The organism is Synechococcus sp. F70.1 (genome assembly GCF_047502745.1).
In the GTDB taxonomy this organism is placed as follows: domain Bacteria; phylum Cyanobacteriota; class Cyanobacteriia; order Thermostichales; family Thermostichaceae; genus Thermostichus.
On record NZ_JANSJL010000043.1, the window covers coordinates 22,576 to 35,302 of the forward strand.

Consider the following 12,727-nt stretch of genomic DNA (forward strand, 5'->3'; position numbering starts at 1 on the left):
ATTATCTCAAATCATACGTCCAGATCTGGCGCGAAACCTTGCCAGTAGGGAGCAAAATGGAACAAGTGCGTCTGGATCCCTAAGCTCTGTCATGTCTTCACCTCCCCTGGTGTTTTTGGTCTGTCACGGCAGCCGGGATCCGGAATACCAGCAGGCGGCAGCGGACTTGCTGGCGAGGGTGCGGCAGCAGCTAGCTCCTCAAGTGGTGGAGCTGGTTCAGTTGGAAGGCAAGTCCCTGGGCCTGGCGGAGCAGATTCACAGGTACTTGGCGGCTCGGCTGCCCAGGTGCGACAACCCAGTGGTGTTGGTATCGCTCTTCATGGGGAGGGGAGCCCATGTGGAGGAGGATCTGCCAGCGGTGCTGGAGGAGCTTCGGGCTCGCTGGCCCTGCCTAAAGCTGCTGTTGACACCGCCGATTGGCCAGCATCCAGCCCTGCTTGATCTGGTGGCAGCGCGCGTAGCAGCGGCGCAGCAGTTGGGGGAGTTGATCCACGCCTGGATCCTGTTCGGCCATGGCAGCCGTCTGCCCGAGTTTGCCGCCCAGCTGCAAGCTGAGATCCAAGCTTTAAAACAGCACCTACTTGGGATCCCGATTCACCTGGCTTTTGCCGCCCAGCCTCCTACGCTAGAGACCACCGTCGTTCACTGCTTGCGCCTTAGCCAGTACCGCCTGCGGGTGCTGCCCTTTTTCCTCTTCCCGGGCAGCTTGCTGCGCTCCTTACAAGACCAGGTTCAGCGGTTGCGGCGGCAGTGGCCCTTGTTGCAGCTTGAGCTGGAGCCACCCCTCTGGCGCGATCCTCAACTGCTGCAGGCCATTGTTGAGACGGTGCGGACGGCCTGTTCTCGCTAGATGGGCTGGTCAAAGCCGTCTTGCTTAAGCAAGATGGATCTTTCCAAGAGGCTGTTGGGAGACAAGATGGGCAAAGTGTATCTGGTGGGGGCAGGGCCCGGAGATCCGGGCTTGCTGACCGTTAAGGGCAAGACCCTGCTTGCCCATGCGGATGTAGTCATCTACGATGCCCTGGTGGGATCCCCCATCCTGGATCTGATCCCCCCCACAGCAGAGCGCATCTATGCTGGCAAACAGCGGGGGGCTCACACCTTGCCCCAGGAGCAGATCACGGCCCTGTTGATTGAAAAAGCGCAGACACGAGCTGTAGTGGTGCGGCTCAAGGGCGGGGATCCTTTCATCTTCGGCCGGGGGGGCGAGGAGATGCTGGCCCTAGTCCAGGCGGGGATCCCCGTGGAAGTGGTGCCCGGGGTTACTGCAGGCATTGCCGCCAGCGCCTATGCCGGGATCCCTCTCACCCATCGGGAGTTCAGCTCCTCAGTTGCCTTTGTTACCGGCCATGAGGCGGCAGGGAAATACCGCCCCCGAGTCAACTGGCGCGCCTTGGCAGGAGCGGTGGAAACGCTGGTGATCTACATGGGGATCCACAACCTCGGCCATATTGCCGCTGAACTGTTGGCTGGGGGGAAAGCTCCCGATACGCCGGTGGCCTTGATCCGCTGGGGTACCACCCCAGAGCAGGAGGTTCACCTGCTGCGTTTGGACAGCCTGGTTGTGCAGCCGCCGCCGGTGTTGCCCCCGGCCATTGTGGTTGTCGGAGCGGTAGTTACTCTTGCCAACTTCTTGCCTGCCTTGCGTCCACTAGATCCCTTGCCAGCAGGGTCTTCATGAAGGCTTTTTTGCGCAAACTGGCTGCCCTCTGCTCCGCCTACTACGCCTATATGCTGGAGTACCGGGCGGAACTCCTTTTGTGGGCGCTGGCTGGATCTCTGCCTCTGATCATGATGGGGCTCTGGAGCGAGGCTGCTCGCGCAGGGAACTTCTCGCTCTCTTCCCTGGAGTTCATCCGCTATTTCCTAGCGGTGTTCCTGGTGCGCCAGTTTAGCATCATCTGGGTCATCTGGGACTTTGAGCAGGAGGTGGTCGAGGGCAAGTTGTCTCCCCGCCTACTGCAGCCTTTGGATCCCGCCTGGCACCACGTGGCCAGCCACCTGATGGAACGCCTCGCCCGCCTCCCCTTTACTGTGGCTTTAATTGCCCTCTTTTTCCTACTCTATCCCCGCGCTTTTTGGATCCCCTCTTGGCAACAAGTGGCGCTGGGATCCTTGGCTATTCTCTTGGCTTTTGCCCTGCGTTTTCTTATGCAGTACACGCTGGCGCTGCTGGCCTTTTGGGTAGAGAGGATATCAGCCCTGGAGCAATTTCACTTTTTGGTGTACTTGTTCCTCTCGGGGGTGATCGCCCCCTTAGAAGTGTTTCCGCCAGCGGTGCGCCAGGTCTTAGGCTGGACGCCCTTTCCCTACTTGGTGCATTTTCCCGCCAGTCTCTGGGTAGGGCTCCCCCAGGACATCCTGCGCGGCTTTGCCATGGGCCTGGCCTGGCTGGGGCTATTTTGGCTGGTCAACCGTTGGCTCTGGTGGAAGGGTCTGCAGCGCTACTCGGGAATGGGGGCTTAAGAACTGCCTTGAGCCGCCGCAGCTATTATCATGGCCTAGGGATCTCCAGCTTGGCTGCCAGTCTTCGGCTCCCCCTTAGGTCATCATGAAGCGCGTCCTAGTCGTAGATGACGATCCCATTTCCCTCAAGGTTCTGAGCCGCCATCTCAGCCAGCATGGCTATCGGGTTCGCACAGCCACTTCCGGCAGAGAAGGATTGCGCCTGTTTGCTGAAGAGCAGCCGGATGTGGTGGTGTCAGATGTGGTGATGCCGGAAATGAATGGTTTCGAGTTCTGCCGGCAGCTACGCCAACAGCGAGGCGGCGAGCTTGTTCCTTTTATCTTTCTCTCTTCCCGTGGCGAACTGGGCGACCGCATTCAGGGGTATGAGTGGGGAGCCGACGACTACATCATCAAGCCCTTTGAGCCCCTGGAATTGGTGGCCAAGATTGAGGCGCAGATTGAACGATCCCGCCGCACGCAATTGGAGATCCTCCGTCTCATCCGGCAGCAGAACTCCGCTAAGGCTGATGTTGCCCCTCGCCCCCGCTTGGAGGAGCTCAACCTAACCCCTGCCGAAGAGCGGGTGTTCCGGGAGGTTATCCAGGGCTACACCAACAAGCAGATTGGCGAAAGGCTATGCATTAGCCCGCGCACTGTCCAGACCCACTTGACCAATATTCTCAGCAAGCTTTCTCTGGAAAACCGCTCCCAGCTGGTGCGCTTTGCCTATGAGCAGGGCTACGTTTCTCGAGAGGAAGGAGGCAACAAAAGGATCCCTCCCTCAGGCCAAATGAAGTCTTAAAACAGCAGGCGTGGCCCTACGCACTCGACACGGGATCCGATCCCTGCCCAGGCGGACAAAGGCCTCGTAGCGGTGGCAGCCCGAGAAGCTGTAGTACTTTCCCTCCACCTCTAAAACCTCAATTGGCTCCTGCAGACCTATTTCCTGGATGGAAGCCATCAGCGCCTGCACCTTCCCCGGATCCGTCTGCCGCGGCAGCGGACGGCGAATCTGAGCCAGGGGAATCTCGCGAATCTCCACCATGGTGGGTCTCTTCTCAGTTCAGCTTCTTCATCATACTCGTTATGAGTTTATCTTGTCAGCCCTTGGCGGAGAGATAGACTCTGAGAGCAAGGCATGGCAGGATAGCACCAGCCTGGACTTATGAGTTGCGCTGGAAGCTAAGCCATATGTGGCAACTCCTCAAAGTTCTGTGGGGAAAGGTTGCGGCTCAGGTTCCCTCTGCCCCATCCAAGATGCCGGCAGATCCGCTTGGCAAAGTGCCGGTTCAGCAGCCTTCTCCCCAGAAGGCCCCTGCTGCGGAGACTACCCCCAAGCCCACCTGGGAACCTGCTGCCCCCAAGGTCATGGCAGCCCAGCGGGGTGAGGAACCCAGGGAGTTGCTGAGATCCCCCGACGCGGAGGCAGGAGAATCCGGCATCGGCCCAGCTCAACCTACCTCCACAGCCAAAAGCATCAGCAATCTTTGGGGCATGGGCGATAGCGGATCCCGGATTTCCCGCATTGCTGCCGCCAGCAACAGTAGCCTTGCTGTCAGCTCTATTGCCAGGGCTGCTGGGCCGATAATAGATAGGTAATGCTGGGGGTTCCAAGCATGCTGGAGATAGTCTTTAACGCAGCCAACTGGTTTGCGCTACCTTTCTGGGCCCTGATGATCCTGTTGCCGGGTTGGAGGGTAACCCGCAGGGTGATGGAATCGCTCTTGCCCATTGCCTTTTTGGCAGCAGTCTATCTCTACCTTCTGCTTAGCGGGTTTAGCGCAGCGACTCTTAGAGAGTTTTTCAATCCCCAGCTATCTCTGGGCAATCTAACAGCTCTATTCAGCCAGCCCTCGGTGATGGCGACGGGGTGGGTTCACTACATCGTCATGGATTTGTTTGTAGGACGATGGATCTTCCTGGAGGGGTGGGAAAAGCGGGTTTGGACAACCCATTCCCTGCTGCTGTGCTTGTTTGCCGGGCCAGTGGGCTTGCTCTCCCATTTGCTTACGGTGGCAGTTGTCCAGGCACGCCGGCAAAACCAGGCGCAAGGAAGGACTCAAGAGACAGGAGTGCCACAAGAGTTGGCTAACCCCTAGGGATAGGCTCCATCGAAAGGGATCCAGGCTCGCATAGCAAGAGGAAGTTCTGTGAGGCTAGGATATCAGGGGTAGGAGCCCTCGGCCTTGAGGCCAGAGGAACTGCTTGATGAGGAGTGGAGGCGTAGCTTGGTTTTTGCGTCCTCAGCGGTGGCTGTGGAGCGGCCTTGGAGCAGCAGCCCTTGTGGCCCTCACGGCTGGGGCTAGTTGGGCACGGCTTTTGTTGGAAGTGCGCATGACCCTGGGCCTGCCCATTAGCCCTAACTACTGGTACATGGTGGCCCTTAGCCGAGCCGGTAGCCCTGGTCCCACTGCCAACCTGGTAGATCCCAATGTCCGGGTCGGGCCCAACGAGTACACCTTTGTGCGTGACTGGGACTACCTGATTCGGGTTACCCCCCTCAACGAGGAGTCCGTTTTGCAAGCTACCATCCAGCGCTTTGGTGAGCAGGAGCGAGAGTTTGCCGTTGGCCTTAACCAAGTGCGGGTGGAGCGCGTTAACCGGGATCGCGACACCCTTAGGTTCCGGATTGACCTTTCGGAGCTCCAAGGTCTGGACGGGCAAAACCAGGATATCCAGGTGGCTTTGCTCACTGCCCGCGCCCCTTTTCGCGTGGCTCCTGAAGAGACCAATCTAGCCATTGATGCCACCCGCGGCGAACTGCCCAACTACTATCGCCTTAGTCTCTCCAACCAGCGGCAGGTGGTTGTCGACGATCCCCAGCGCCAAGAGACCATGCGCCGCAGCCGTGAGTTACTCCAGCAAAGTGGATCTGGAAGCGGCCTCACCCGCGAGCTCATTGAGGGAGGAGCCCTGGAGATTTTGGCTGCCAACATCCTCACCTTTGAGCTACGCCTTCTTTCCTCTTCCAGTTTCTAGAGAGAAACCTTAATCTATCCAGGTGGCCTCTGGCTTTGGCCTGAGAATGAGAGCAGGGGGACTGCCGTGGTGCGGGCAAGATGGGAGCACTTTGAACACATGGCTGACATTGGTGTGCGCGGCTATGGGGCAACGCCGGAGGAAGCCTTTGCCCAGGCAGCTTTGGCCCTGACTGCGGTGGTCACTAGCGTGGATGAAGTAGCTCCCAGAGAACACCTAGAGATCGAGCTAGGAAATGCAGGCGATCTGGAACTGTTGTTGGTGGATTTCCTGAACGCAGTGATCTACGAGATGGCCGTCAGAGGCATGCTCTTTGGAAAAGTCGAAGTGCACCTGGCAAAAGAGCATCTCAAGGCCAGCCTGTGGGGGGAAAGAGTTGACCCTGCCAGACACCGACCGGCGGTAGAAGTTAAGGGGGCAACTTACACGGAACTCAAGGTAGCCCGAGAGGGTGAGCTTTGGGTGGCCCAGTGCGTGGTGGACGTGTAAGGGGAGGCAACCTATGGATATCAAGAAACTTGAGCGTGTGGATGAGACGGTCTGGCGCATTCCTCCAAAAGGCAGAATGCGTGTCCCGGTCTTGATCTTTGCCGACGAGGAGTTAATCCGGGAAATGGATGACAAAGTGGCCGAGCAGGCCAGCAACGTGACCACCTTGCCAGGGATCGTTGGAGCCTGCTACGTGATGCCAGACGCCCACTGGGGTTATGGCTTTCCCATCGGTGGGGTGGCGGCCTTTGATGCGGAAGCAGGGGGGGTGATTTCCGCCGGCGGCGTGGGATTTGACATCTCCTGCGGCGTGAGAACCTTGCGAACCGGGCTAAAGCGCGAGGAAGTGGAGGAGATGGCAGAGCCCCTAGCCAATGCCCTGTACGCGAGCGTACCGGTAGGGCTCGGCAGCCGCAGCAAGATCTCCTTGAGCGACAAAGAGATGGAAGCTATGCTCGAAGGCGGAGCAGAATGGGCTGTTGCTCAAGGCTACGGCAAGAAAGAGGATCTGGAGCGCATCGAAGAACATGGCCGCATGCGCGGAGCAATGCCGAGCGAAGTCTCCGCCTACGCCCGTGAGCGCCAGCGACGCGAGATGGGAACCCTCGGTTCGGGTAACCACTATCTCGAAGTCCAAGTTGTTGACGAGATCTACGATCCCGAGATTGCCAAAGGCTTTGGCCTTAAGTCGGGGGAAGTGGTGATTACTATCCACTGCGGCTCCCGTGGCTTGGGTCACCAGATCGGCACTGAGTACTTGAAGAAGATGCAACAGGCGGCTAAAGAACACGGCATAGAGCTACCTGATCGCGAGCTGGCCTGTGCGCCCTTGAAGTCCAAAGTGGGGCAAAGCTACCTGGGAGCAATGCGGGCGGCAACCAACTGCGCTTTGGCTAACCGCCAGATCATCACCCACTGGGTGCGCGAGGTGTTCGCTGAGCTTTTCCCCAAAGCTGAACTCGACCTTATTTACGACGTCTCCCACAACACCTGTAAGGAGGAAACCCACGAGATAGAGGGGAAAAAGCGCCGCCTGTTCGTTCACCGCAAAGGGGCAACGCGCGCTTTTGGGCCTGGCCACCCAGAGCTTCCTCAAGCTTTTCGCTCTATCGGTCAGCCCGTCATCATCGGTGGCTCCATGGGCACGGCTTCCTACATTCTGGTCGGCACCGCGCAAGGGGAGGCCCTTTCCCTCTCCTCAGCCTGCCACGGCGCTGGGAGGGCGATGAGTCGCAACCAGGCCCTCAAAGCCTGGACAGGGCAGGAGATTATCGAACAACTGAGACGGCGCGGCGTCATCGTGCGCAGTCCCTCTTTGCGGGGGGTAGCTGAAGAAGCGCCCCAGGCCTACAAAAACGTCGACAAAGTGGTGCGCGCTGCCGATCAAGCCAAGATTGCGAAACTTGTAGCGCGCTTAAAGCCAATTCTGTGTATCAAAGGCTAGCTATTTGCTGAAAGGGGAAGCTATTTTTAGGGGCTTAATGCCCTTTTTTTGTTGCTTCCAAGTGATGCTTTGCTGCGTTTGTGAGTTATTCCCCAAGCTGTGCTTGCCCAAGCGCGAATGCCTTAGGAAAGGGTTAGTGTGTACTTGCCCTCTTCTTTGCATTTCCCTATACTGACCTTCATGTCTCGACACTCCAGGTGCTCTATGACTGCGAGTTACCTACCCTTGGCCCAGACTTTTCTGCCCCGTTCTTCTCGCATTCGCGATCTACTGCTGGTGGTGGGAGGGAGCCTATTCGTAGCAGCTCTGGCGCAGGTGAGGATCCCTCTGCCTTTTACACCGGTGCCCATCACTGGACAAACCTTTGGGGTAATGCTGGTGGGAGCAGGCTTTGGGGCCAGGCTGGGCTTTCTCGCCTTGCTGCTGTACCTGCTGGAGGGGCTCTTGGGATTGCCCTTCTTCAGCGGCGGCGGCTCTGGGCTCAGCCACCTAGCGGGGGCAACAGGAGGCTACCTGCTGGCTTTTCCCTTGGCCGCAGGGCTGATGGGCTGGTTTGTGGAGCGCTGGGGGGTAGATCGCAGTCCCTGGAAGATGGCAGCGGCAATGCTCTCCTGCTCGGCTTTGATCTACGCTTTGGGGGCTACCTGGCTGGGGGTGTGGCTGAACGAGAATGTTGGACCTACCTCCGCCTTGGCGGTGCTCAGCAAGGGGGTGTTTCCCTTCATTCCCGGGGATCTATTGAAGTGTGCGCTGGCCGCAGCCCTGCTGCCCACCACTTGGCGCTGGCTAGGGCGGGGGAAGTCGGCAGCCGATCCCAAGTCACCCTCCCCCTAGGAGCAGAATCTAAAAAAAAGATGATGTTCGCTGGGACCGAGTTTTTTTTCTGGGATCCTAGTACTTGATCAAAGCGGTGTTCAAAGCCACCCATTAATGGAGCGCGTCTTTATATTGCTCTAGAGCTTTGTAGGTCGCTGGCCGGTCGCGACATGCCCCCCTTGGGGGCCCTTTTTATTGGCCCTACAACGTTGAAGGGCACGCTAGCTTAGGTTTTAACAGGTACCTTTTTCTCCAGCCACTCGGCCACTTGGTTAGCCAGATCAACTCCCTGCAACTGACTGATCTCCCGCAACATGGTTGGGCTAGTAACGTTAACCTCCGTCAGCCGCTCGCCAATCACGTCAATGCCTACAAAATAGAGTTTCTCCTGGCGCAGTACTGGCGCCAAGGCTGCGCAGAGAGCCCGTTCCTTTTCGGTAATCTCAGTTTTCTCCACCCGACCCCCAGCAGCCACATTGCCCCGGAAATCTCCCTCGCTGGGGACGCGGTTGACTGCACCTAAAGGTTCTCCCTCCAGCAACAAAATGCGCTTATCTCCCGCTGCTGCCTGGGGCAAATACTCTTGCACCATCACGGGCAGCCGGCCAAATTGAGTGCTCAGCTCGATGAGGGAATTGAGGTTGGGATCCCCGGCAGTGAGCCGTAGGATCCCTTCTCCCCCTTTGCCGCCCAGAGGCTTAAGCACTGCCTGCCCCACCTGCTCGACGAATTGGCGGAGCAAGGCCTTATTGCTGCTAACACAGGTGCGCGGGATCCACTCCTTAAATTGTAGGGCGTAGAGCTTTTCGTTGGCCGAGCGGATGCCAGCGGGGTGGTTGAGCACTAGGGTACGGCTGGGAGGGAGGTGATCCAAGAGGTAGGTGGCATAGAGATAGGCCGTATCCACCGGCGGATCCTTGCGCATCCATACCGCCTGCATATGACTCAAGGGCACTAGGCGCCGTTCTTTGACCTCATACCAGGGATCCGCCTTTAGATCCAGCACGATTTCGGATACCGACCCCCACGTTTCCCCTTGATCCCAGTAGAGATCGCCCAATTCCAGACAGAAAACGCGGTGTCCTCGTCGCTGTAGCGCCTCCATCAGGGCAATGCTGGTGTCGTGGTTTACCTGCAACTGGGACAGCGGATCGACGATAAAGGCTACCTGCATGGGTGGTTAGGGTTCGCAAACAAAAGGCTGCCCCGAGTATGCAATAAATCTGAGCGAATTCAGCAGGGCTGGCTTTATTAACATCCTCTTAACCTCAGCAAGCGGCGCAAACGTTAGCTTGGTAATTAGCCCTCCGTCCTCAGCTAGGTTAGTTGGTGAGGAACGTCCCACCCGTGAATGCTCCTTCTTCTCAACCCTTGGAGCCGGTTCGCATTGAAACTACGCGGGATCTGCTGGCAGCCCTGCGGCAGGGACGTTCCCTTGTGGGTGCCAACCTCGAAGGCGCTTACCTTTCGCGGGGCCTGTTCGACCGCATTCGGATGCCCAAGGCCAACTTGACGCGGGCCAACCTGCGCTCGCTCAGCATGCAGCAGGCGGATCTGCGGCTGTGCAACTTTCGCCGCGCCGAGATGGAGCGGGCCAATTTTGCCGCCTCAGATCTGCGGGGCTCCAGCTTTAGCCAGGCTCTGGGGGACTATAGCAACTTCACCGCTGCCAAGCTGGACAAAAGTAGCTTTCAGGAGGGCCATTTCAGCCACTCCATCTTTCGCGAGGCCAGCTTGGTGGCTGCCAACCTAACGGGAGGCAACTTTTTTGCCGCTGACTTTCGCCAAGCCAACCTATTTCGCTGCAACCTCTCGCAGGCAGTCCTAGCTTGTTGTCAGTTGCAACAGGCTAACTTCGACCAAGCCCTCTTGGTGGGAGCCAACCTGCAAGAAGCCCAAATCGAAGGGGCCAGCTTTGTCGGCGCTGACTTTACCGACGCCAAGCTCTCCGAGGAAATGCGCAAGTTCTTGATTGAGCACGCCAGCGGCACCAACGAGCTGACCCAGCGGGACACTCTCACCACGCTACTGGCAGGGCTAAAACCTAAGTCGCGCAAGCTGTTTGGGCTGCTGTAGGCTGTTGCCGGTACAAATCCTAGGTCGGCCTAGGGGCCTAGTTCTGTAGAGGTCGGAATCCCAAGCCTTAAAATTGGTTGAGGTCGATGCCAGCCTCGCGGGCCATAGCTCCTAGCCCTTTGGTCTTAAGGGTTTTCAGGGCCTTGGTGGAGACACGCAGACGAACGAACCGCTTACCTTCTTCCCACCAGATGCGCTTCCACTGCAGGTTTACTTCCTGCAAGCGCTTGGTGCGTCGGTGAGAGTGGGAGATGGCAAAGGCGTTGTTGCGCTTTTTGTTGGTCAGTTGGCAGCGACGTGCCATAGGAGGCAAGCAACTCAGCGCCGCTATTGTATAGCGCCTTTCCGCTGGGCAGCAAGTTGGGCTTGCAACTGGGCTAGCTCTGCCCTCAATTGGGCAAAGGTTTGTTGGCAGTGGTTGACGCTTCTCAGGGGCAGCTCTTCGTTTTTGGCAATGCAAGTTATCTGAACAGGCCCGTCGGGGCCTTGGCCGGTGCGATCCACCAACACTTCCACGGTTACCAGCTTGGTGTAGGGGTTTTTTCCGGGGGGCTCGCCAGCCACCCAGTAGTCAGGACTGTGGTGGAGGATGGTGAGCTGGCAACGCTCCAAAAGGGCGCGGATGGCTTCGCTCAACTGCTCGGCCGAGCCCGTAAGCTGGGCAGTGCAAGAATATCGAGCCATAGGACGGCAAGTCACCACGACTATCCTACCATCAAGTTTTTGGCTCCTGCAGCCAAAGGCAAGCAAAATTGGGCTCGAGAGTACTCTGCTCCGGCTCTGCCAGTTCTAACTGGGAGAAAATGAACTGGGCTAAAAAAACATAAGGAGCCCCTTCCAGAGCTCTCGCCGGGGAAGTTGCGATGTCTAGGGTTTCCCCTCTAGCCCCTTCTCTCTTGCTGCTGGGATCCCTTGCTCTAGCTTGGATAGGCGTGGCTTCTGCCCAAGCGCGGCCTTTTCAACCGGGCGATCTGGATGGGGATGGCCGTTTGACGGTGCAGGATCGCAACCTGTTGGGGGCCTATTTGCGGGGGGAGCAGGGGCTGACTGACAACCAGATCCTGGCTGCCGATGTCGATCAGGACGGGCGGATTACGGAAGCCGATTGGCAGGTTCTGCAGCAGCGCCTTCAGACAGCTACGGAAGCTCCCACCGGACAGGTGCAGTTGGATTCTGCCTACTCTGGGCAGGTGGTGGACCGCCTCACAGGGCAGCCCTTGGCTGGGGTGGAGGTAGCCATCCCAGGGGCAGGGATTGCAGTGCGCACCGATGCCCAGGGGCGGTTTCGCCTGCCAGGGCCGCTGCCGGCAGAAGAGATTTTGGTGGCGCGGTTGGAGAACTATTTGCCCTATTCCCAGAGCACAGGCAACGGACAGATCGGCCGGGATCGGCCTCTGCAGTTGCAGTTGGAGCGCTGGGATCCCAACACTACGCTGGTGCTGGAGGCCAATGTCATTCGCCTAGGCGATAACCGGTATTCGCCCGAGTCGGCGGCTGCCAGCCAGTTTCTGGGGCCTGCCCAAGCAGTAGAGATGACCCGCTCCTTCACCTTGGAACGCCTGCCGCCTCGCCCACCGGTTTTGCGGATTGGATCCCTGATTGGGTTGGATACTGCCGCTGCCTATCGGGCTGGCCAATCTCGGATCCCTAGCGCCAACATGTCCCCTCTACAAGTCCTTCTGAATGGGGTGGAAGTTGAGCAAGTTCAGCTAGGAGGAGACGACCTGCGCATCCCTCTGCCGCTACAGCACTTGCGCCTAGGTTCAAACACCGTAACGCTGCGCACTGGCAAAACTTGGGTTCAGACAGGCGGGATCGTCAGCGGCCCCCGTGTCAGTATCCCTCTTTTTGGTGGATCCCTGCAAATTCTACTGCCGCTAGGAGGTAACCCCCTCAGCCAGCAGGGTGGAGCGTGGGTGGATTACGACGATGTGCAGTTAGCCAACGTCACGATTGAGCTCCGCAACTAACCTAACTTGCGCTGGCTAGGGATCCTGGCCAAAGCCCTTCCGAAAGGGCAGATGGCCTGCTGTTACCTCTGCCCCAGCACCTATGGAGAGGATTCCCAACATTTGCGGGTGCGTTATGTCAGCGTCGAAGGGGATGCTTCGAGGACGTATCTGCAGACCGCAAGCTCATTCGCCACAGCTTCATCCGCCCCGCCCGCCCATCGAACGTGAAACCCACCCTTGGGCCGTGGCCGTACGGCGGCATCCGGAGTTCACCTGCCCCAGCTTGCCCAGACATGCCACGGCTGTTGCGGGGAGAGAGGCGGATAGCTACACAGGTTCCTTTGCCAAGCGCCGGCCTGGGCCTATGGACAGGAAGCAAGCGCTGAGTAGGGTAGTTCTCTCTGGTGTGGCTCTTGCTAGCTCAGCGCTTCTAGCTGCCTGTGGCCGAGATCCTGGCCCTTGGCTCCACCAGTTTGGCACCCCTTCCTCCGACGAGGCGCGCGCCCTTGCTGAGGACGGGCAG

Annotated in this window: 16 protein-coding genes; 12 read left to right on the top strand and 4 right to left on the bottom strand. The window is 58.5% G+C overall.

Going from position 1 to position 12,727, the window contains the following annotated elements:
- Positions 1-91: 91 nt before the first annotated feature.
- From NW860_RS03710 to NW860_RS03725, 4 genes are all read left to right on the top strand, one after another.
- Positions 92-850 (top strand): sirohydrochlorin chelatase, encoded by a 759-nt coding sequence (locus NW860_RS03710; RefSeq protein WP_414395389.1) that lies wholly within the window; start codon positions 92-94, stop codon positions 848-850.
- A 66-nt stretch (positions 851-916) separates the two neighbouring features.
- On the top strand, positions 917-1,681 hold the full coding sequence (gene cobA / locus NW860_RS03715; RefSeq protein ID WP_414410090.1) for a uroporphyrinogen-III C-methyltransferase: 765 nt from the start codon (positions 917-919) through the stop codon (positions 1,679-1,681).
- The gene (locus NW860_RS03720) at positions 1,678-2,466 is read left to right on the top strand and encodes an ABC transporter permease (RefSeq protein ID WP_414395383.1); all 789 of its coding nucleotides are present in this window, start codon (positions 1,678-1,680) and stop codon (positions 2,464-2,466) included. The genes cobA and NW860_RS03720 overlap by 4 nt, the downstream gene beginning before the upstream one ends.
- A gap of 85 nt (positions 2,467-2,551) precedes the next feature.
- Complete coding sequence (locus NW860_RS03725) at positions 2,552-3,250, top strand: response regulator transcription factor (protein ID WP_414395381.1); 699 nt, start codon at positions 2,552-2,554, stop codon at positions 3,248-3,250.
- Here the strand turns inward: NW860_RS03725 and NW860_RS03730 are convergent.
- Positions 3,230-3,493, bottom strand: a complete 264-nt coding sequence (locus NW860_RS03730) for a sulfiredoxin (RefSeq protein ID WP_414395378.1) — start codon at positions 3,491-3,493, stop codon at positions 3,230-3,232. The two genes, NW860_RS03725 and NW860_RS03730, sit on opposite strands and share 21 nt — an antisense overlap.
- Positions 3,494-3,705: 212 nt before the next feature.
- Here NW860_RS03730 and NW860_RS03735 point away from each other — a divergent pair, with 212 nt between their 5' ends.
- The 6 genes from NW860_RS03735 (at position 3,706) to NW860_RS03760 (ending at position 8,194) form a co-directional block, all read left to right on the top strand.
- Entirely contained in the window at positions 3,706-4,047 is a 342-nt protein-coding gene (locus NW860_RS03735) for a hypothetical protein (RefSeq protein WP_414512470.1), read from the top strand.
- Between the two features lie 17 nt (positions 4,048-4,064).
- The gene (locus NW860_RS03740; RefSeq protein ID WP_414512472.1) at positions 4,065-4,547 is read left to right on the top strand and encodes an ABA4-like family protein; all 483 of its coding nucleotides are present in this window, start codon (positions 4,065-4,067) and stop codon (positions 4,545-4,547) included.
- A 109-nt stretch (positions 4,548-4,656) separates the two neighbouring features.
- The gene (locus tag NW860_RS03745; RefSeq protein ID WP_414512474.1) at positions 4,657-5,427 is read left to right on the top strand and encodes a hypothetical protein; all 771 of its coding nucleotides are present in this window, start codon (positions 4,657-4,659) and stop codon (positions 5,425-5,427) included.
- Positions 5,428-5,496: 69 nt separating this feature from the next.
- Positions 5,497-5,916, top strand: a complete 420-nt coding sequence (locus NW860_RS03750; protein ID WP_414512614.1) for an archease — start codon at positions 5,497-5,499, stop codon at positions 5,914-5,916.
- 13 nt (positions 5,917-5,929) lie between these two features.
- On the top strand, positions 5,930-7,360 hold the full coding sequence (locus NW860_RS03755; protein WP_414425526.1) for an RtcB family protein: 1,431 nt from the start codon (positions 5,930-5,932) through the stop codon (positions 7,358-7,360).
- A 204-nt stretch (positions 7,361-7,564) separates the two neighbouring features.
- Positions 7,565-8,194, top strand: coding sequence for a biotin transporter BioY (locus NW860_RS03760; protein WP_414411563.1), 630 nt, complete (start codon positions 7,565-7,567; stop codon positions 8,192-8,194).
- A 208-nt stretch (positions 8,195-8,402) separates the two neighbouring features.
- On the opposite strand, the gene gshB is transcribed toward NW860_RS03760, so the two are convergent.
- Complete coding sequence (gene gshB, locus NW860_RS03765; RefSeq protein WP_414395361.1) at positions 8,403-9,350, bottom strand: glutathione synthase; 948 nt, start codon at positions 9,348-9,350, stop codon at positions 8,403-8,405.
- 173 nt (positions 9,351-9,523) lie between these two features.
- On the opposite strand from gshB, the gene NW860_RS03770 reads away from it, so the two are divergent.
- Complete coding sequence (locus tag NW860_RS03770) at positions 9,524-10,252, top strand: pentapeptide repeat-containing protein (protein ID WP_414512477.1); 729 nt, start codon at positions 9,524-9,526, stop codon at positions 10,250-10,252.
- A gap of 67 nt (positions 10,253-10,319) precedes the next feature.
- On the opposite strand, the gene rpmB is transcribed toward NW860_RS03770, so the two are convergent.
- Together rpmB and NW860_RS03780 are read right to left on the bottom strand one after the other, a co-directional pair.
- Complete coding sequence (gene rpmB / locus NW860_RS03775; protein ID WP_414395357.1) at positions 10,320-10,556, bottom strand: 50S ribosomal protein L28; 237 nt, start codon at positions 10,554-10,556, stop codon at positions 10,320-10,322.
- Positions 10,557-10,579: 23 nt separating this feature from the next.
- Entirely contained in the window at positions 10,580-10,936 is a 357-nt protein-coding gene (locus NW860_RS03780; RefSeq protein ID WP_414405094.1) for a hypothetical protein, read from the bottom strand.
- A 179-nt stretch (positions 10,937-11,115) separates the two neighbouring features.
- Between NW860_RS03780 and NW860_RS03785 the strand changes: the two genes are divergently transcribed.
- Complete coding sequence (locus NW860_RS03785) at positions 11,116-12,222, top strand: dockerin type I domain-containing protein (RefSeq protein ID WP_414512480.1); 1,107 nt, start codon at positions 11,116-11,118, stop codon at positions 12,220-12,222.
- Positions 12,223-12,727 lie beyond the last annotated feature (505 nt).

Bases quoted from the DNA above. Each gene is read 5' to 3' on its own strand.
- NW860_RS03755 (WP_414425526.1), top strand. From the start codon at position 5,930: ATGGATATCAAGAAACTTGAGCGTGTGGATGAGACGGTCTGGCGCATT.
- NW860_RS03725 (WP_414395381.1), top strand. From the start codon at position 2,552: ATGAAGCGCGTCCTAGTCGTAGATGACGATCCCATTTCCCTCAAGGTT.
- NW860_RS03745 (WP_414512474.1), top strand. From the start codon at position 4,657: ATGAGGAGTGGAGGCGTAGCTTGGTTTTTGCGTCCTCAGCGGTGGCTG.
- NW860_RS03730 (WP_414395378.1), bottom strand. From the start codon at position 3,493: ATGGTGGAGATTCGCGAGATTCCCCTGGCTCAGATTCGCCGTCCGCTG.
- NW860_RS03740 (WP_414512472.1), top strand. From the start codon at position 4,065: ATGCTGGAGATAGTCTTTAACGCAGCCAACTGGTTTGCGCTACCTTTC.
- NW860_RS03720 (WP_414395383.1), top strand. From the start codon at position 1,678: ATGAAGGCTTTTTTGCGCAAACTGGCTGCCCTCTGCTCCGCCTACTAC.
- cobA (WP_414410090.1), top strand. From the start codon at position 917: ATGGGCAAAGTGTATCTGGTGGGGGCAGGGCCCGGAGATCCGGGCTTG.
- NW860_RS03735 (WP_414512470.1), top strand. From the start codon at position 3,706: ATGCCGGCAGATCCGCTTGGCAAAGTGCCGGTTCAGCAGCCTTCTCCC.
- NW860_RS03785 (WP_414512480.1), top strand. From the start codon at position 11,116: ATGTCTAGGGTTTCCCCTCTAGCCCCTTCTCTCTTGCTGCTGGGATCC.
- NW860_RS03760 (WP_414411563.1), top strand. From the start codon at position 7,565: ATGACTGCGAGTTACCTACCCTTGGCCCAGACTTTTCTGCCCCGTTCT.
- NW860_RS03710 (WP_414395389.1), top strand. From the start codon at position 92: ATGTCTTCACCTCCCCTGGTGTTTTTGGTCTGTCACGGCAGCCGGGAT.
- NW860_RS03780 (WP_414405094.1), bottom strand. From the start codon at position 10,936: ATGGCTCGATATTCTTGCACTGCCCAGCTTACGGGCTCGGCCGAGCAG.
- rpmB (WP_414395357.1), bottom strand. From the start codon at position 10,556: ATGGCACGTCGCTGCCAACTGACCAACAAAAAGCGCAACAACGCCTTT.
- gshB (WP_414395361.1), bottom strand. From the start codon at position 9,350: ATGCAGGTAGCCTTTATCGTCGATCCGCTGTCCCAGTTGCAGGTAAAC.